This is a genomic window from Chthonomonas sp. (assembly GCF_035294165.1).
Taxonomy (GTDB): Bacteria; Armatimonadota; Chthonomonadetes; order Chthonomonadales; family Chthonomonadaceae; genus Chthonomonas.
In genome coordinates, this window is record NZ_DATGLN010000124.1 from 1 (window position 1) to 18,160 (window position 18,160).

General features: G+C 57.1%; 14 protein-coding genes and 1 pseudogene. 6 read left to right on the forward strand and 9 right to left on the reverse strand.

Annotated elements, in window-relative coordinates; all coding sequences use genetic code 11:
- Nucleotides 1-970, forward strand: a 970-nt coding sequence (locus VKV29_RS06205; protein WP_324200440.1) for a Gfo/Idh/MocA family oxidoreductase, incomplete at its 5' end; no start/stop codon positions are given.
- 263 nt (nt 971-1,233) lie between these two features.
- Here the strand turns inward: VKV29_RS06205 and VKV29_RS06210 are convergent.
- Complete coding sequence (locus VKV29_RS06210) at nt 1,234-2,811, reverse strand: hypothetical protein (protein WP_324200441.1); 1,578 nt, start codon at nt 2,809-2,811, stop codon at nt 1,234-1,236.
- 117 nt (nt 2,812-2,928) lie between these two features.
- On the reverse strand, nt 2,929-3,810 hold the full coding sequence (locus VKV29_RS06215; protein ID WP_324200442.1) for an ABC transporter permease: 882 nt from the start codon (nt 3,808-3,810) through the stop codon (nt 2,929-2,931).
- Between the two features lie 799 nt (nt 3,811-4,609).
- Between VKV29_RS06215 and csrA the strand changes: the two genes are divergently transcribed.
- A complete protein-coding gene (gene csrA / locus VKV29_RS06220) occupies nt 4,610-4,843 on the forward strand; it encodes a carbon storage regulator CsrA (RefSeq protein ID WP_324200443.1) in 234 nt (77 codons plus the stop codon).
- A gap of 9 nt (nt 4,844-4,852) precedes the next feature.
- Here csrA and VKV29_RS06225 read toward each other — a convergent pair whose 3' ends face one another.
- The 5 genes from VKV29_RS06225 to VKV29_RS06245 all read right to left on the reverse strand — a co-directional run bounded on the left by VKV29_RS06225 (nt 4,853) and on the right by VKV29_RS06245 (nt 10,981).
- Entirely contained in the window at nt 4,853-5,491 is a 639-nt protein-coding gene (locus VKV29_RS06225; RefSeq protein ID WP_324200444.1) for a Maf family protein, read from the reverse strand.
- A 29-nt stretch (nt 5,492-5,520) separates the two neighbouring features.
- A complete protein-coding gene (locus VKV29_RS06230; protein WP_324200445.1) occupies nt 5,521-6,099 on the reverse strand; it encodes an ANTAR domain-containing response regulator in 579 nt (192 codons plus the stop codon).
- A gap of 93 nt (nt 6,100-6,192) precedes the next feature.
- Nucleotides 6,193-8,457 (reverse strand): polyribonucleotide nucleotidyltransferase, encoded by a 2,265-nt coding sequence (locus VKV29_RS06235; protein WP_324200446.1) that lies wholly within the window; start codon nt 8,455-8,457, stop codon nt 6,193-6,195.
- A gap of 305 nt (nt 8,458-8,762) precedes the next feature.
- A complete protein-coding gene (gene rpsO, locus VKV29_RS06240) occupies nt 8,763-9,038 on the reverse strand; it encodes a 30S ribosomal protein S15 (RefSeq protein ID WP_324200447.1) in 276 nt (91 codons plus the stop codon).
- Between the two features lie 89 nt (nt 9,039-9,127).
- Complete coding sequence (locus VKV29_RS06245; protein ID WP_324200448.1) at nt 9,128-10,981, reverse strand: ABC transporter ATP-binding protein; 1,854 nt, start codon at nt 10,979-10,981, stop codon at nt 9,128-9,130.
- A gap of 329 nt (nt 10,982-11,310) precedes the next feature.
- Here VKV29_RS06245 and VKV29_RS06250 point away from each other — a divergent pair, with 329 nt between their 5' ends.
- Together VKV29_RS06250 and VKV29_RS06255 are read left to right on the forward strand one after the other, a co-directional pair.
- The gene (locus VKV29_RS06250) at nt 11,311-11,700 is read left to right on the forward strand and encodes a TIGR04255 family protein (protein ID WP_324200449.1); all 390 of its coding nucleotides are present in this window, start codon (nt 11,311-11,313) and stop codon (nt 11,698-11,700) included.
- 87 nt (nt 11,701-11,787) lie between these two features.
- On the forward strand, nt 11,788-12,969 hold the full coding sequence (locus tag VKV29_RS06255; RefSeq protein ID WP_324200450.1) for a galactokinase: 1,182 nt from the start codon (nt 11,788-11,790) through the stop codon (nt 12,967-12,969).
- A 57-nt stretch (nt 12,970-13,026) separates the two neighbouring features.
- Here VKV29_RS06255 and VKV29_RS06260 read toward each other — a convergent pair whose 3' ends face one another.
- Nucleotides 13,027-14,052 (reverse strand): hypothetical protein, encoded by a 1,026-nt coding sequence (locus VKV29_RS06260; protein WP_324200451.1) that lies wholly within the window; start codon nt 14,050-14,052, stop codon nt 13,027-13,029.
- A 647-nt stretch (nt 14,053-14,699) separates the two neighbouring features.
- Nucleotides 14,700-15,668, reverse strand: a complete 969-nt coding sequence (locus VKV29_RS06265; protein WP_324200452.1) for an aldo/keto reductase — start codon at nt 15,666-15,668, stop codon at nt 14,700-14,702.
- 816 nt (nt 15,669-16,484) lie between these two features.
- On the opposite strand from VKV29_RS06265, the gene VKV29_RS06270 reads away from it, so the two are divergent.
- Both VKV29_RS06270 and VKV29_RS06275 read left to right on the forward strand, forming a co-directional pair.
- Nucleotides 16,485-17,057, forward strand: a complete 573-nt coding sequence (locus tag VKV29_RS06270) for a phosphatase PAP2 family protein (protein ID WP_324200453.1) — start codon at nt 16,485-16,487, stop codon at nt 17,055-17,057.
- A gap of 76 nt (nt 17,058-17,133) precedes the next feature.
- Nucleotides 17,134-18,160 (forward strand): annotated as a pseudogene (locus VKV29_RS06275) (endonuclease MutS2); the annotation flags it as partial.

Genomic DNA, 18,160 nt, shown 5'->3' on the forward strand with positions numbered 1-18,160 from the left:
GGGCGAGTTGCGCCTGTGGCAGCAGCAGCCCGGCGTGCAACTGGTTGCAGGTGGAGACGACGAGCCGGAGCTTTTGGCCAAGCTGGAGAAGGAGTTTGGCGTAAAGCGCCTTTACCCCTCGTGGCAGGAGATGTTGGCCAATGAGGAACTCGACGTTGTGCAGATAGCCGGAGGCAACAGCGAGAGCGCCGACATTGTGGAGGCGGCAGCGCAACGCGGGCTTCATGCGGTTGTGGAAAAGCCGATGGCCGCCACACTGGAACAGGCCGACCGTATGTTGCAGGCTGCAGAGCGCGCCGGCACCTTACTACTTATCAATTGGCCAACCGCTTGGGCCGCCTCTTGGCAAGAGTTGGAGCGCCGTGCCCTGGCCGGCGAGATAGGCGAAATTCGCTATGTGCGCTATCGCAGTGCCCATAACGGCCCCATCGCTATAGGGTGCAGCCCCAACTTTGTGCGCGACCTTACCACCCCCGAAATCAACGGGGCCGGCGCCCTTATGGACTACTGCTGCTATGGCGCCAACCTAGCCGCTCGACTGCTGGGGCTTCCCCAACAGGTAACCGGCATGCGAGGGGTTTTCGGCACGGAGCCGGCTTACGCTGCCTCCGACGACAACGCCGTGATCGTGGCCCGCTACCCCAACGCCTTCGCCGTCTGCGAGGCCAGTTGGACGCAACCCGTGGGCTACATCGAAACCAACCCCCTACTTTATGGCAGCGAGGGCGCCTTAGGCGTTTGGCACGGAAAGCTGATCCTCCAACGGCCGAACAAGCCGCAAGAGACCATCGAACCGCCGCCCACGGTCGCCCCACGTCGCTCGGCTCCGGAGTATCTCCTTTACTGCCTTGAAAACGGGCTGAAGCCGGAGGGCTTCTGCTCGGCGAAGGTCAGCCGAGACGCCCAGGAGATTTTAGAGGCCGGGTTGCGCGCTGCAAACAGCGGCCAACATCAACGTCTACCGCTCTAGATCGGCGCCGTCATAGAAATGTGCGCGCGGAAACCACGTCATCTCGAATGAGGGGAAGGGCGTCGGCCTTGAGGAGAAGGTGCTGTGCGCAGCACCGTCGGCCTTGGAGTGAGAGAACCTGTCACCTCGAACATATGTCATCTCGAAGCGAAGCGAGAGACCTTTGCCTTTAGGCGTGCGGTTGTTTACGAAAAAAGCTAGGATGAGTCTGCTTCGCTCTGCAGGCACATCCTAGCTCAAGTCTCCAGCTTGAAACGCTTACACTAAGGCGGCCATTGAATATCCCCTGGTCTTGCCGGTCGTAGCGGGTCGTACCAGGGAACAGTCGGGTTTGGAATATCGCCTAGCCTGTAGGCTGGGAGCGGGTGGGTTTTAAACCAGTCGGCATAGTCCCACGGAACCGAGTAGACTTTACCTGTTTCGCGTGAAGTATACAGCGAGTGGCCTGCGAATGTCGCAATCCATTGTTCCGCATCGTAGAGTTGTTGCGACATCCTCTCCTGGAACTGTTGATACTGCATTTGCCGCATCTGATTGCCGAAATCGCCGATCTCCTGAGTCACCTGGGCGTCCCAACGCAGTTTCTGCTCGAAAAGCCCCATGTTCAACTGCATCGAGTTGGCTATATGGGCATAGAGCGGCCAATTAGGGCGCACGAGGTCAACGGGACACTCGGCATCCGTCATAAAAAGCGTCCAAACGTTGCCCTGCACCGGGTCGGTTCGTAGAGGAGAGGTGATCACAAGCGCCGCCCCCTCCATGTGCGTTGCGCTTTTCTTTCTCAGCACAGAGGGAAGCTGCTCTCTAGACGTTGGGCCGAGACGAGAGGGTACGAGAGTGTACTCATAGAGAACGACAGCGCCTTGCAGGCCTTGTTGGCTCAGGGCGGCCTGCTCGTCTGAAGCCAAAGGCATTGCCTTCAACACATGCAGGTTAGCGATGCCTTCGAGCACCTTCGGCATGAGGGTTTGTATTACCTCCCTGGGGGAGAGCGGTGGGGACATAAAGCGATGGAGGACCGCGATGTCGTGCTCGGTTAAAGCGATTCCCGAGAGCCTTGCGATGAGAATGCGGTTGTGCACCGCCTCTTCATCGGCCGGAATCAGAAGCCCGGCAAAGGTGAAGGTCTCTCCATAGGGGCTAACGCACTGGAACAGGTCGGTCGTCGAAGGCTCTCGCAAATGCCAGTGACTTGGAATGTCAATGGCCATACCGCCGTCTTGTGTAACAACCTGTCGAAAGCCTGTTGGTTGATCGAGCGGCTTGTTGTTGGCCTGTGGCGAGCTTGAGAGAAGCGTATGGAGTATGCCGGTTAGCTCTGTTTGGACGGCGGGGAACAGGGAGGGTGGCGCAAAGATCACGGATACCAGCCCCCTCGTGCCGCCGGAACTGACCACCCATCGTTCGTAGCGAGGGCCGTGCGAGCTAGAGACAAGGACATCGCATTGGGCGATCTTTTGGCCATTGGTGCGGGTGTCAAGCGCTACGCTTTTGATCTGCAACTGGGGCTGTTTTTGGCGCAGGAGGGAGATCATATGACCGAGCGTTGCTTTAGCAGAACCGCCCGTGCGAATGAAAGAGAGGCGCAGGCCGGCCCCTATCTGGGGGTCGAGGAGAAGCAGGGAGGTGGCCGAGCGAGACAGCTGCCAATGATGTTTGGCAAGCGGATAGGACGAGTTGTGAAGGGGTTGGTTTAAGGATGAGGCCGCACCTCTGGCATGTTGGCATCCCCAAAGCAGCCCGCAGAGGAGAAGCCACAAAGTAAAAACGGCCGTTTTGGCCAGAACGCCAGGCACATATGGCCAGATAACAGCTTTTCGTTGTTGCTTATAGGGTGTCATACGAAGACCTCCCCATGGTAAAAGGTTATCTGCATCTCACTAGAGACAACATGCTCTCTATTTGTTTTACCTTAAAAAGGGGGATGGAAGATGTTGCAGCAACAAGGAGGAGGGTAGCTAAATAACGTCACGACGTTCAAAGAGCACCACACCCAACACAAAGAAGGCAACGAGGTAAAGCAGCACATAGAGGGCATCAAGGCGAGGGAAATGAAGGTGCTGCGCTCCCCACTCGGTAAGAAAACGCGGCGATGACCAGAAGCGCGGACCTTCAGAGAAGACTATTTCGGAGGTTACATCGTCTACCCAGTATCCAACGTAGCCCTGCGGTACGATAAGGCCTGCGATGACGGCGAGACGGTGTAGCACGTCAATATTAAATGCAACGCTGAGGCCCTCCATAACTCCATCGAACCAGGCGATGCCGCAGAGCACGAGCGCGAAAACCGTGCCGAGCAGCCGAGGGGCCACCGTGGAGAAGGCGAGGGCGATGGTGCTGACCAGAAGCGGATAGAGGCATAGATAGAAGCCCGCCACCAGCAGGGCGGTAAGCGCCAGATGGGTTTGGAGGGTGAGAGAGGCCCATGCGATGAACGTCCAAAAGAGGGTGCTGCCGCAGAGGAGGAGGTTAAGCCCCAGCCACTTGCCGGCCACGATCTGCCATCGTGGGTAGGGACGCGGAAGCAGCAGGGCCATCACTCCGGTCTCGATTTCGCCCGATATGGCGCCACCTGCAAGCACCGCGGCAAAGAGCGCCCCAAAAACTTTAATGCCGCCTAAACAGAGCGCCGTGATGCTGCGGCGTGCCAAAGGGTAGCGTATGGCCTCCTCTTGCGGAGACCACCTGCCAATAGCAACCAGGTGCTCCATGCGCATGTGGGCGATGGCTAGAAGAAGGGTAATACCCAACACCAGCAAGCCGAGCAGGAGAATAGCCCAAAGCGTTTTTCGCCGGAAGGCCTCTTTGAGGGTCAGCGCGGCGAGGGCGGAAACGGCCATAGGTTCCATGTTCCTAACAGAGCGTGTATTATGCGTACTCTCCCATTTTACCATGGTTCAAACCATGCCCAAAGAGGGCAGAAGGGTAACAGCCCCTATCAACTGCTGCCGATCTTATGCAGGGCGGGGTTACCCCCGCCCTTACAAGGGTTAGGGTCAGGGCGACTTCCTGTTCATCCGTCGGCCTTGAGGGGAAGGGCGCCCTGCCCCAGAAAATCGCAAGATTTTCTTGGGACCCCTGTATCGGCCTTGAAGAGCCGGCGATACACCTGTCATTTCGAGCCGAAGGCGAGAAATCTTAAGTTTCACTTCCCGCCCGTTCTGAGGAGGAGTGAATAGGGCTGCAGAGACTGCCGACCTCACGGTTCTAGAGACAGTTAACCAAGCAAGTTCGCTTTGTTCGCCCCCTATCCCGGCCTTTCCCCCGATCCGGGAGGTGCTAGCGCACGGCGATGCAGCGGCCAGGGAGACAGGCGATTAAGGGAATGATTCAGGCCGCTGAGGGGGAGGGTGTCGGCCTTGAAGCAGCAAGCGAAGGGTTCTGGTTATGTGGGCAGTAGAGCATGAATATCATCAAAAGGAGAAGAAGTGCCAGGAGGTTTTTATAGAGTAAAATAGAAAGTGACAGCCTAACCAAGATGAAACGGAGCGCTATAGAGTTCCCCCTAGAGAAAAAGCTGCCACAAGCCGATAATTACCGTAAAGAGCGCATCTTCCCCACACGGCTCCGCAGGCGGTTGTATCACACGGAGGTGAACGAAGATGTCCATTCCAAATCCCGTGCCACGGAGGGCCCAAAATGCTGGTGTTGACCCGAAAGCCCGATCAGTCCATCATGGTCGGCAACGATATCGAGATCACCGTTCTCGAAGTTCGCGGTGAGCAGGTTCGACTAGGGATACGCGCCCCGCGCACCATTGCCGTACACCGCAAGGAGGTGTATGAGCAGATTCTGCAGGAGAACCGAAACGCGGTTTCTACCCCCATGCTGCCCGATCTCAACCGGTTGTTATCCAACTCGGAAGAGGAGTAGTGTTCAAGGCTAGGGTTTTACCTGCCACCAGGCGATGCCTAACTTCTCTAACAGCCGGCCTAAAGCGCAGAGAGGCAGCCCCACCACGTTGAAAAAATCGCCCTCAATCGCCTCGATGTAGGGAGCCGCATAGCCCTGTGCCCCATAGGCTCCTGCCTTATCGAAAGGCTCTTTGGTTTCAATGTAGGCCTCTATCATGGCTTCAGTAAGCTCGCGGAAGCGCACGCGGGTACATACCACCTCACTGAGTGGAGGTTGCAGGATGCCATTGTTCACCGAGATGATGGCGAGTGCGGTATAGACCGAATGGGTGCGGCCGGCCAAGGAGCGCAACATGGCACGTGCTTCGTCGGCGGTTGCCGGCTTGCCGAGTGGAAGCCCCATTTCGCCCTCCAACGACACCTCCGTGTCGGCCCCTAAAACAAGCCCTTCCTGAATGCGCTGGGCCACATCGGTGGCTTTTGAGATGGCAAGCTCGGTTACAAAACGAGGCAAGGAGACAGGCGTAGCGGGGGGCGATGGCTCTTGATAGCGGCTTGGCACAATCTCGAAAGGAACGCGCAAAAGCGCCATTAACTCGCGGCGTCGAGGCGAGGCCGAAGCCAAGATGATCTTCGGCCTCACCATAGGAGAATGGGGAAGGGTCATTCTCTATTGGCTAATGACGGCTTGATGTATCATAGGAGTTCAGCCGCAGTAATGATAGACTGTGCGATCTCGCGCATCTTTTTATTTTGGTTACGGGCTTGGAAATGGATGCGTTTGAAGGCCTCTTCTTCGGTCATATGGTGCCGATCCATCAAGATTCCTTTAGCCCGTTCGATGAGTTTACGGGTTTCTAGGCTCTCCTTCAGCTCTTCGATCTGTTTCGCTTGGGACTGCATTTGTCGGAATCGGCGCACGGCTATCTCCAGTGCAGGGCCTAAATCCTCTTTACGAAACGGCTTCATGAGGTAGGCAAGGGCGCCAGTCTCTCCCGCCTGTTCCACCAGCTCCTCTTCATTGAAAGAGCTTAAAAAGAGAATGGCGCACGGGTTTTCCGTCATAATCTGGCGGGCAGCCTCAATGCCATCCATCACCGGCATCTTGATGTCCATCACGATCACATCGGGGTGGTAAAGCCGCGCAGCTTCCACAGCCTGCAACCCATCGGCGGCTTCGGCCAGCACCTGATGCCCCAACTTTTCGAGACGTGCGCGAACAATGGTGCGTGTCAACTGTTCATCATCGGCAATAATCGCTTTCAGAGATTGCATAAGCGCTCTCCTTATCCCTAGCGGCGCTATCGTTTGGTGCTTTCAAAAACCGTTTGCGATCTTGAAAGCCTCCCCTCGCTTAACGGGATGTACTCAACGTCTAGGTCGAAATCGAGCTTTTGGCAAGGATTCTTCCTCTTCGGCGCTCTGTTTGGGCGGAACCGGCAGCGAGCCGGCAGGGCGTTGTGAAGGGGCAGTACCACCCCGATGCCCTCCTCGCTCTTGGGGGCGTCCTGTGCCACGCGGCTCCTCTTGGCGTCGGGCCATGCTAGGGTCGAAGGGTTGGTCGAGATTGATGGCCGAAAGGTTCACGCGACCCTGGCTATCCACCTCGATAACGCGAACGGTTATTTCGTCGCCTACTTTCACGGCCTCTTCAGGCCGGCGCACGGGCGGTACGCGCAGATGGCTCACATGAACGAGACCTTCCTTGCCGTGCAAGAACTCCACAAAGGCCCCCATTCCTATTACGCGAGTTACGCGCCCGGTGTATATTTGGCCTACCTGCACTTCGGCCACGAGGCTTTGGATGGTCTCTGCCGCCTTCTTTCCGGCCTCCTGATCCACCGCCATAATATAGATTTTGCCGTCCTGTTGAATATCTATCTGCGCTCCCGTGTCGGCGATGATCTTCTTGATGGTCTTGCCGCCGGGGCCGATGATCTCACCTATCTTCTCCGGGTCTATTTCGATGGTGAAGATAGAGGGCGCGTACTTGCTGAGGTGCGGACGCGGCTCCGGAATAACTTCTCTTATTTTGTCAAGAATAAACAGTCGGGCACGGCGAGCCTGTTCCAGCGCCTCCTGCATTACGTGTCTAGGCAGGCCCTGAATTTTACAGTCGAGCTGAATGGCCGTAATGCCTTCGGTCGTTCCGGCCACTTTGAAGTCCATATCGCCGGAAAAGTCTTCCATCCCTTGAATGTCGGTAAGGATGGCGTACTTATCGTCGAGGGTCATAAGTCCCATAGCGATGCCGGCCACCGGAGCCGATATCTTTACTCCGCCATCCATGAGGGCGAGCGTCGAGCCGCACACCGATGCCATGGAGGTGGAACCGTTGCTTTCCAGCACCTCGCTCTGCAGCAGCAGCGCATAAGGGAACTCCTCTTCCGAGGGAAGCACAGGCAAAAGGGCGCGCTCGGCTAAAGCACCATGGCCTATCTCACGCCGTCCGGGGCCGCGGAGTGGGCGTACTTCGCCTACCGAATAGGGAGGGAAATTGTAGTAGTGCATATAGCGCTTTCGCTCGTCCTCTTCGGTAAGCGTATCCAGCATTTGGGCTTCGCTGACCGAGCCGAGGGTAAGGGCGGTAAGCACCTGGGTTTGCCCGCGCGTGAACATGCCGGAGCCGTGAACGCGGGGCAGGAGACCCACTTCGCAGGTGATGGGGCGTATCTCATCGAGGGCGCGCCCATCGGGCCTTATATGCTCGTTGACCACCAGTTTCCGCACCTGCTCTTTGATGGCCTTTTCGGCCGCCTCGGCGATGTCGGCTTCCCGTTCGGGAAACTCCGGTGCCAGTTGGGCTACGATCTCCTCTTTCAGCTCTTCGATGGCGTTTTCTCGCGAGGCCTTATCGGGGTTCAAAATGGCCTGGCGAATGGCATCATCCATGCGCTCGTGAATAACGCGCAGTATTTCGGGGTCGGGCAAGAAGAGGGGCACTTCGGCCTTTTGCGTGCCGACCTGCTGCGCGAGGGCCTCTTGCAGATCGCACTGCTCTTTAATAACCTCATGAGCGAGGTCTATGGCGGTAAGCAAATCCTCTTCCTTCACGAATTTCGCGCCGGCCTCGATCATCAGTACGGCCTGCCTGGTACCCGCCACCACCAGGTCGAGATCGGACTGTTCGATCTGGTCGTAAGAGGGGTTAATGATGTACTCTCCGTTGATGCGCCCCACACGCACGGCGCCGATGGGGCCGTTGAAGGGGATATTGGAGATGGTGAGGGCTGCGGAGGCTGCAACGATGGAGAGCACGTCGGGCGGGCACTCCATATCTACGGAGAGGGGCATGGCGATGATCTGCACATCGTTGCGCATGCCGGCGGGGAAAAGGGGGCGCAGGGGACGGTCAATGAGGCGAGAGGTAAGCACCGCTTTTTCGCTGGGCCGACCTCCGCGCTTCACATAGCCGCCGGGAATACGCCCTACGGTATATTTGCGCTCCTCATAATCGCAGGTGAGGGGAAAGAAATCGATCCCTTCACGCGGCTCTTTGCTCATCGTGGCCGTCGCCAAGACGATGGTGTCGCCACAGGTTAGCCAAATAGCTCCATTCGCCTGCTTGGCCACCTTGCCAGTTTCTAGACGTAGCGTTCGTCCGGCCAGTTCGCGTTCAACTACGTGGGTCAAGTTGTTCAATCTCCTAATTCTCTTGTTGGTTTTCTTACGTTAACTCTTTACCCAACCGTTCAGGTAAGAGAACGGCCTTTCGCGGCTCGGTCTCCATGCCGAGTGCGAAAGGAAAAGGGCAGGCATTCACAGAAGGCCGGACAACTTCGAAGGGGTCAGAGAAAACGGACTTCCATTCACCCTACAAGGAAATCCCCTTACTCTGAACCCTATGCGCCGTTCCGGCATCCCTTCTGCTCTGCCTGCCCTCATAGGCATCGAATCCGTAACGATGTGCGGCGCTTCATGGTCGAAGCACCAAGCTCCTAAATTTTGCTGCGAATACCTAAGCGCGCCACGAGTGCACGAGCACGATCGAGGTCTTTTTTACTTAGGTACGCTAACAGGCGGCGACGGCGTCCCACCATCATAAGCAGGCCTCGGCGGGAGTGATAGTCGTGCTTATGCACACGAAGGTGCTCCGTAAGCTGATTGATACGCGCCGTAAGCAGCGCTATCTGCACCTCCGGCGAGCCGGTGTCGCCCTCGTGCCTTGAATGCTCTGAAATGATCTGCTGACGAGTTTCCCTCTTTAGCGGCACAGAACTGTTTTTCCTCCTTATCAATGCAACCAATTCTACTTCTTAGTTTATCCGTTTCTCGGCCTTTCTGTCAAGCGGGACAAAATTTTTCAGCTTTTAGGAGGAAACTCCTCTGCAATCGCCACGAGCGGCTCGGAGTTTCCCTCTTTAAACTGTGCCGCATAGAGTCGTGCATAGGCTCCGTTTTGGGCAAGAAGCTCTTCATGACGGCCTCGCTCCACGATGCGTCCCTTTTCGATCACCAGAATTTGGTCGGCCGAGAGAATGGTCGAGAGGCGATGGGCGATGGCGATGGTGGTGCGTCCGGCAAGCAGGCGCTCTAAGGCCTCCTGAACGAGCCGCTCGGAGTGGGTGTCTAGCGACGCGGTGGCCTCATCGAGGATGAGAATGCGAGGGTTTTTGAGGATCACCCGTGCGATGGCGATGCGCTGCTTCTCACCCCCCGAAAGCTTGTAGCCCCGCTCTCCTACCACCGTCTTATAGCCCTCCGGCATGGCCATAATGCGATCGTGAATGGCCGCAGCCTGCGCCGCCTCGATCACCTCCTCTTCGGTGGCATCGGGCTTGGCATAGAGCAGGTTGGCCATGATGGTATCGTGAAACAGATAGGTCTCCTGCGTTACCATCCCGATAATTTGGGCCAAAGATTCGAGTTTAATTTTGCGCACATCATGGCCATCAATGAGAACGCGCCCCGATTCCACATCGTAAAGGCGTGGGATGAGGTAGGTAATGGTGGTTTTGCCGGCTCCAGACGGGCCTACAAGCGCAAGCAGTTCACCGGGTCTGGCACAGAAGTTGATGTCTTGCAAGGCGTAGTCGGGTTGCTGCGGATCGTACCGAAAGAAGACATGTTCAAAAGCCACCTCGCCTCGTACCTCTTCCGGCTTTAGCTCGATGGCATCGGGCGCATCAACGATGTCGGGCTCGAGGTCCAGATATTCGAAGATGCGGTCGAAGAGCGCCATGGCGCTGCTGACCTCCACCTGCGTGTTAAGCAGGCTGGTGAGGGGAAAGAAGAGCCGGGCTTGCAAAGCCGTGAAGGCAACAATGGTGCCGATGTTAATTGGATGGCCGAGGTGGCGCACGGTGATGTAACCGGCAAGCCAGTAGACCAGTGAGGGCGTAATGGAAAACGTGAGGCCGATGAGGTTAAAAAAGAGCCGCATGATCACATTGAGTTGCACCTGCAGTTTGGTGAGCTGTTCATTCTGCTGTTTAAAATGTTCGAGCGCATAGGCCTGGCGCCCGCTCACCTTCATCAGCAGCATTCCGGACACCGAAAGGTTTTCCTGCATGATGGCGCTGAGATCGGCCAGCTTTTGTTGAGTGCTTTTCCGAATGCGTTGAAGCATTCCCCCTACTTTGGCGGCGATAAGCGCAAAGAGGGGCAGAATGCCCACGGAGAGCAGAGTAAGGCGCCAATCCATATAGATCATGGCAACGAGGGTGGAAAGCACGGTGGTGATGTTAGAGAGCGCGTTGGCCGCCGTGTCGCTCACCACGTTCTGCACCCCGGCCACGTCGTTGGCGAGGCGCGACTGTATTTCACCGGTTCGTGTGGAGGTGAAGAAGCGAAGCGACATTTTTTGGAGATGCGCATAGAGCTGATTGCGCAAATCGCGCATGATCTGCTGCCCCACCAGCGTGCTCAGATAGTTATAGAAGATGGTGAAGGCCGTGCCGGCAAGCGTGGCGCCGATGGCGTAGAGCGTGTATGCGGTAATGACGGGCAGATCGTTGCGTTCCAGCCCCTGATTGATGAGCGTGCGCAGGAAGAAGGGGGAGAGCAGCCCAAGTGAGGCCGCGAGGAGCACGGCTGTGGCCGTCAGCACCACCTCCCATCGGTAGGGACGAAAGGTTGCGATCACCCGTAGGATGGTCTCTCGTTTTATCGGGCGTTTCGGCCCCTCATAATAGGCTGCTCGCATCATGTGCCCCATAACCTTGTGGCTCCTCTCGTTCAATCTATCACGGCTTCAGATGTTTCGGTTATACGAAATAATACCAAAATTCGCAGGAATTCTCTCCCTATTCGGTGTTTTCTATTGTGATGTGTTAAAAACGCAACAATGGGCGAGTAACAAACCTTGCGTAATACGGTACAATCTAGGCTACAAGGTTTTCTCTCCGCAAACGGCCTGGTCTCTTCCTACGCGATGCTTCGTCCCTTGTGTTGGTCAAATCGGTATGGCGTCTATTCAGAGGCAACGAGGAAACTCCATAAGAGTGTGCCTCTACGCAGTATACTTACGTTGGGAGGCGGTTGGCTGTGAGTAAAAAATATAGTAATCCTCCGCTTATCGAAGCCGTGTGTGAGTTCCGGCTGACGCCCAATACGCCTTGGGACATCACCATACCCGGCCTGTTATACGAGCAGTTGAAGGTTGCGTTTCCGAATCGCGAACAGCGTGTTGTGCAGGAGGTGGTGTATGTGCCGAGTCCGCAAGGGCTGCAACAACAGATTCAAATCGGCGAGCGCATCTTCCTGTTTTCTGCAGAAAAGCGTCTATTTGTGCAAATAGGGCCGCGTGTGTTAACCCTTAATGTTCTAAAGCCTTACCCCAATTGGAATGGCTTTAGACCAAAGAAAGTGCGGTTACAGCACAACCGGTGTGGACATAGCCTCCTACTATTGACGCCTGCAAAGCTGTGCAGCTAGAATCATTCGATTTTTTCGTTGCATCCCTTAGCGCTTCCTAGTTTAGGCGAGCGTAGACTATAAAGGAGAACCTCAACACAAAACGCTATGCAACAGGCATCTGCTAACCGAGTGGAACGACTGGTACAACAGTTTGAAGAGCTATACGGCGCGGCGCCGGAGCTGATGGTGCGCGCTCCGGGACGGGTGAACCTCATCGGAGAGCATACCGACTACAACGACGGCTATGTGTTTCCGGCAGCCATTGAACGAGATATTCTCATCGCGGCCTCCGTACGACGCGATAGACAGGTGCGCCTCTTTTCGAGCGATATGGGCGTCTCTTCTACCTTTACCCTCGATGCCATCGAAAAGGTCTCTGCCGAGGGAGAGCGCTGGAGCAACTACCCGCGCGCCATGGCGTGGGCACTGCAAAACCGAGGCCTTCCCCTCCGCGGTGTTCAAGCCGTACTGCAAGGCAACATTCCACCGGGGGCCGGGCTTTCCTCGTCGGCAGCGTTGCTCGTAGCCTCCGGGCTGCTGTTGCTTTCTGCGGCTCACCAAACGCTAGACCCTGTGGAGCTAGCCCTCTTGGCGCAGCAGGCTGAACGGGAGTTCGTGGGGGTGAATGTGGGGATTATGGATCAGTTCATCTCCGTGCTGGGCAAGAAAGATCACGCTCTTTTTATTGATACCCGCACCTTGCACTACGAGCCGGTGCCCTTGCCCACCTCCGGAGTCGTCATCGTTATTGCCAACACCAATAAACCGCGCGGATTGGTGGATTCGGCCTACAATCAAAGACGTGCGGAGTGCGAAGAGGCTCTGGCCTACCTGAAACGCTTCCTTCCCTCCATTCGTGCCCTTCGTGATGTAACCTCAGAAGAGTTCACCCGATGGGAAGCGAGCCTGCCGGAGGTGCCGCGTAAACGCGCTCGGCATGTCATCACCGAAAATGAGCGCGTTCTACAAAGCGTAGAGGCGCTTAAAAAGGGTGACATCACCCTGTTCGGCCACTTAATGAACGCCTCGCACAACAGCCTTCGAGACGACTATGAGGTGAGCTGCACAGAGCTGGATGCGCTTGTGGAAGCAGCATGGGCTTTGCCGGGAGTTTACGGCTCACGAATGACGGGCGCCGGTTTTGGCGGCTGCGCCGTGAGCCTTGTGGCCGAGGAGGCCTTGGAACGGTTCTGTCAGGAGGTGCCACAACGCTATCGAGAAGCCACGGGGCGCGAGGCCACCATTCTCATTACACGCGCCGCACAGGGTGCCGAGCGACTGCTTTAGCGACTCGTTGTTAGGGCCGATACCTGAGTTCCCCAAAAATCGCTATTTCTCTAAGGGTTAGGTGCTTTTTCCTATTGCTCTTTGTACAACGGCACGCACACGCGGGTCGGGGTCGAACTGTAGCGCCCGCAGCGTGGCCTGCACCTGGGGCAGGTCAGCCTCTCTCACAAGGCGTGCGGCGGCCAACGTGCGCAGTTCCGGCGTGCCGGCGCGCGACAGGTAGATCAGCTCATGCCGCTGCACCTGGCTTAACGGGCTTTGTGCCGAAAGCGCTAAAGCCATCTCAACCTCGCGTGGCACGTGGAAAGAGAGGCAGGCAGCTTCAACGATAAGCGTGTAGGCCGCATCTATCTCCTCTTCGGCATGCCCCTCCGAAAGGAGTTGCGCGGCCCAACGCAAACGATTCGCCATGCGATGCCGTTTCTGACCGGCCAGCTCCCGCAAAAAAGCTGCCGCCCTATAGCGTATAGGCAGATCGTGGGGAGTGGCGCGCGGGAGACGATGGGGGAAGGCCAAGATGAAGGCGGCGTAGCGCTGCAGCGCCTCCTGCAGATGGCGGGAGAGGCGCCCCTTTTGCGTCGTTCTCCGCAAAGAGAGCAGCAGAAGAAAAGCGGCCGTATCTAACGCTCCCTTAACATCTTGAACTTCTGGCATGGGGGCTGAAGGCGCCTTTGAGAGGCAAATTTGGGTTAGAAGTGGCGCGTCGGCCGAGGGCAGAGGGGAATGGGAGGTCTCCGCTGAACCTTGGACTTCCTCCGGATAGAGTGGCGGATCTGGCTCCGTGCCCATGCCAAATCCGAGGAGCACTTTGGGTCGTTGACCCAGATGTCGGTGTAGTTTGGCCAAGGTGTACGGTTTTGGAAGAACGGTAAGACGGCCTTCCAAGCCCAAACCGGCCAGGCCGGGAAGCAGCCCTAAAGCGACATCCTCAAAGAGGAGATCGGCATCGGCCTTAAGCGCTACCTCGCCGGTTAGCCCGGCCCAAACGGCCGGAGGAACCTGCTGAGGCAGAAGGCGCCGTGCAGCCTTCCAAACGGCAGGCCAGCGGGTTTCGTAAGTTGGTTCTTCGGACAGTGGCACCATAAAAAGAGCCTCTGCGACTCTCAAGAGAAGGAGCCGGTGTTGAAGCGCCGCGGCGATTTAATTGGATTAGGTGTTATTATACAAAAACGCCAAGCGGATGGGGCGAAAGGCATCGGCCTTGCGGTGCTCATCACGAGGTGCCCCTCTTCCCAATGGGGAGAGGATAAGGGGCTGTGGAGACTGCCAATCTTGCGGTTCTAGAGCAAGTTAGTACAATAAGCCTCTCATGTTCGCCCACTATCCCGACCTTTCCGTCCTCGCGGACAGCAACGCAGCGGCCAGCGAGATAGACGATCATGGGAACTGTGCTGGCCGCTGAGGGGGAAAGCGTCGGCCTTGAGGCGCCCACCGCAAGGTGCCCCTCTCCCAAATTGGGGGAGGGGGAGAGTTGGGAAGGGGCTTGAAGAGCCGGCGATACAACTGTCATTTCGAGCCGAAAGGCGAGAAATCTTGAGTTTCAATCCCCACACGCTCTGAGGGGGAAAGGCGCCTACCCTAGAAAATCTTGTGATTTTCTGGGAACCCCTAGTCGGCATTGAGCGCAGCACCGTCGCCCTTAGGGGGGTCATCTCGTCAGGGAAGCAGAAAAGCAACCCGCCTTTGGAAGGAAGCTTCCAAAGGCGGTGCCACTTGGTAAAGAAGAGCGTTTACCAGGCGTACTCTTCCGGCGCGGTTTTATAGCCGGGGAAGATGGCCTCGATGCGCTTGTTGGTCTCCTCGTCCAGTTTGATCTCCAGCGCCCGCACGATGTCGTTGAGCTGTTCGATGGTACGCGGCCCGATGATGGGCGCGGTGATCACGGGGTTCTGCAGCATCCAGGCGATGGCCACGTTGGCCGGCTTCTCGCCAAGCTCTCGGCAGAGGTTTTCCCAGGCCTCCAGCTTCTCCCGATGTGCCTCCACCTGCTGTTGCATGCCCTCGGAGGCTCTACGCCCCTCGCTTAACTTCTGCAGCACACCGCCCAGCAAGCCGCCTCCCAGCGGGCTCCAAGGGATGATCCCCACGCCGTAGGCGGCGCAGGCCGGCATCACCTCCATCTCGATCTGGCGGCGAAGCAGGTGATAGATGGACTGTTCCGACACCAGACCGAGAAAGTTGCGACGCTTAGCCGCCTCGTTGGCCTGCACGATGTGCCAACCGGCGAAGTTGGAGGAGCCGAAGTAGAGAACCTTGCCCGCCGCGTGCGCCCACTCGCAGAACTCCCAAATTTCATCCCAAGTGGCCTCTCGCCAGATATGATGGAACTGATAGAGGTCAATGAAGTCTGTTTTGAGGCGGCGCAGGCTGTCGTCGAGCGCCTTGCGCATGTGCAGCTTCGAGAGGCGGCTGGTGTTGGGCCAGTCGCCCATGTCGCCATAGACCTTTGTGGCGATGACCACCTTATCACGGCGACCGCCGCCCTGGGCCCACCAGCGGCCGATGATCTGCTCGGTGACGCCCTCACCCTTTTTCCAGCCGTACACATTGGCCGTATCGAAAAAGTTGATTCCCAGTTCCAGCGCCCGGTCCATAATGGCGTAGCTATCTTGCTCGCTGGTGAGGGGGCCGAAGTTCATGGTGCCGAGGCAGAGGCGACTTACCTTGAGAGCCGTACGTCCGAGATTGACGTATTGCATGTTCGCACTCCTTTCTTATTGTATCCGCAGTTGGCGAATGCCATGCTTACAGCCTACCGCGTTGCAAAGCTTTTCTCAACCTGTTCTTATGGACAGGTTCCTTCTTCAGAGTCTACCCGATAGGCTAACGTGTCAAAAGGGCTATCAAGGAGACGCTGTGGCGATCCGAAAGAAGCATCTGCCTATTAAATAGGAACGCCCATTGGGTTGCCTCTACACCGGTTGTCTTAGAGGCTCGCGGCTCTAGGGTCGGCGAGTAGAAGCGGCCATCCTTGGCGGAAGTAAGCTTTCTCGCCCAAGGTGCAAGCAAGCTTGCCTACTCTAAACGACTTGTTTTGTGCTGGTTCTAGAGGCAGTTTGCAGAGCAAGTCTGTCTTGTTCGCCCCCTATCCCTTCCTTTCGTCCTGCGGACAGCAATGCAGCGGCCAGGGAGATAGACGATCATGGGAACTATACTGGCCGCAAAGGCGCCGTCCGCGAGGACGCCCACCGCGAGGTGCCCCTCTCCCCAATGGGGGGTGGGGGCATTGAGGTGCCTAGAGCGAGATGTTCCTCTCTCAGATAAAAGGGCGCATAGGCAAGTTTGCGCGCTTCATCCAGACTGATGTTTGCGGGGTTAGCCAGGAGATTAATGGACTTGGGTTACGTGGAAGAGGGGGTAGAATGGTACAAAAATGAGGCGATGCAGAGAAAGAGAATGCCATAAGCAACTTGCTTGTAAAGACCTAAACAAGGGGGCAGCAGAACCTTCGTGTGCCTCGTAACTGGGGCTTTCTCACCGGCTTCTCCATGCCTCTATCAAAGAAAGGGATCATCATGTCGTTACGGCGGTCTAAACTCATCAGAACCTCAGTTTTAGCGGCGCTACTCTCACTGTCGTGCCGGGCTTGGGCCGATAAGCCCTTCGATCATCAGGCCTGGCAGTTTCTTTCGGGCACGGGGAACATCCTCTATCTTGCCTCCGGCGTGGGGTTACCGTTGCTAACCGACCGACACCTCGGATGGAACCACACACTTCGTGTGGCCGATGCGGTAGGCACCAGCGTGCTTATCTGCGAGGGGCTTAAGGCGCTTGTTCGCGAAAAACGCCCGGACAGCAATGCTCACGACAGCTTTCCCAGCGGCCATGCTACCGCCGCCTTTGCGGTGGCCACCACCGAGAGCGCTCTGCATCCCCAGCAAACCCCCTACTGGTTCGCCGGTGCTGCCCTCATCGCGGCCTCCCGTGTGGGGCTGCATCGGCACACGGTTGGCGATGTGCTGGCCGGCGCCGCGCTTGGTTATGGAATCGCGCGTTGGGAGGTCGCCTCTCCACGCGGGTTATTACTTGCCCCGTGGATACGCCCCGAACGCCACATTTACGGCCTCACACTCTCCGCGAACTTCTAATGCTGTTTTTCCCGTCTTTGCTTGCGTACTTATGCTACAATAGCAGATCGCTTATCGTTTGTTAGGCAGAAGAGCCATGAGCGTTATAGACCAACATGCACTCCAAGTTCTGGAGTACCCGAAAATTCGTGACCGGCTTGCGGCGCATACCTCCAATGCCGTCGGGCGCGATTTCGCCTTAGAGCTAGAGCCGCTGCCCTACCCGGAAACGGTGGTTCGGCGCCTGCAGGAAACGCGCGAAGCGCGCTGGCTGCGAGACACCACGAGCGGCCTCCCTCTAGGGGGTATCTTCGACATCCGTGAAGCCGTTGAGCGTGCCCGCCTTCAGGTGCGATTGACCGGTAAAGAGTTGGTGGATATTCGAGCGACCATCGTTGCTGCCCATCGGCTACGCGCCTTTCTTCTTGACCGTCGTGAGCATGTGCCCCTCCTGGCCGAAATGGCTGCCAATCTCCCTGTGTTCCCTCAAATGGATAGCCGCATCGAGGCCGCCCTCACAGAGACCGGGGAGGTGCGCGACTCCGCTTCACCGGAGCTGGCCCGCATTCGCAGCCAACTGAAAGTCACGCAGAATCGCCTTATGGACCGATTGCAGTCCATCCTAACCAGCGAGCGGTATCGCCCCTTTCTGCAAGACAGCATCATCACCCTACGTGAGGGTCGTTATTGCCTTCCGGTAAAGGCAGAATATGCGCGCGCGTTTGGCGGCATCGTTCACGACACAAGCCAGTCCGGTGCCACGGTGTTTATCGAGCCGGAGGCCACCATCGCTTTGGGCAACGAGCTGAAGCAGCTATCCCTCGAAGAGGAGCATGAGGTAGACCGAATTTTGCGCGAGCTTTCTCGGATGGTTGGCGATCGCTACGCGGAGTTGCAGCGCATGATCTCTATTCTCGGTCACCTCGATCTCATTCATGCCAAAGCGATTCTTGCCGAAGAGATGCGCGCGATGGAGCCGGTTTTGAACCGAAGAGGGGTGGTGAAGCTGCGCAAAGCGCGTCATCCTCTGCTCACGGGGAATGTGGTGCCCATAGATTTTGAGATAGGGGAAAGATGCACGGTTGTGTTAATCACCGGCCCCAACACCGGCGGTAAAACGGTGA

What these genes read in the sequence shown, in the direction of transcription:
- VKV29_RS06210 (WP_324200441.1), bottom strand. Translation starts at nt 2,811, where the DNA reads ATGACACCCTATAAGCAACAACGAAAAGCTGTTATCTGGCCATATGTG.
- VKV29_RS06215 (WP_324200442.1), bottom strand. Translation starts at nt 3,810, where the DNA reads ATGGCCGTTTCCGCCCTCGCCGCGCTGACCCTCAAAGAGGCCTTCCGG.
- csrA (WP_324200443.1), top strand. Translation starts at nt 4,610, where the DNA reads ATGCTGGTGTTGACCCGAAAGCCCGATCAGTCCATCATGGTCGGCAAC.
- VKV29_RS06260 (WP_324200451.1), bottom strand. Translation starts at nt 14,052, where the DNA reads ATGGTGCCACTGTCCGAAGAACCAACTTACGAAACCCGCTGGCCTGCC.
- VKV29_RS06245 (WP_324200448.1), bottom strand. Translation starts at nt 10,981, where the DNA reads ATGGGGCACATGATGCGAGCAGCCTATTATGAGGGGCCGAAACGCCCG.
- VKV29_RS06230 (WP_324200445.1), bottom strand. Translation starts at nt 6,099, where the DNA reads ATGCAATCTCTGAAAGCGATTATTGCCGATGATGAACAGTTGACACGC.
- VKV29_RS06255 (WP_324200450.1), top strand. Translation starts at nt 11,788, where the DNA reads ATGCAACAGGCATCTGCTAACCGAGTGGAACGACTGGTACAACAGTTT.
- VKV29_RS06225 (WP_324200444.1), bottom strand. Translation starts at nt 5,491, where the DNA reads ATGACCCTTCCCCATTCTCCTATGGTGAGGCCGAAGATCATCTTGGCT.
- VKV29_RS06265 (WP_324200452.1), bottom strand. Translation starts at nt 15,668, where the DNA reads ATGCAATACGTCAATCTCGGACGTACGGCTCTCAAGGTAAGTCGCCTC.
- VKV29_RS06270 (WP_324200453.1), top strand. Translation starts at nt 16,485, where the DNA reads ATGTCGTTACGGCGGTCTAAACTCATCAGAACCTCAGTTTTAGCGGCG.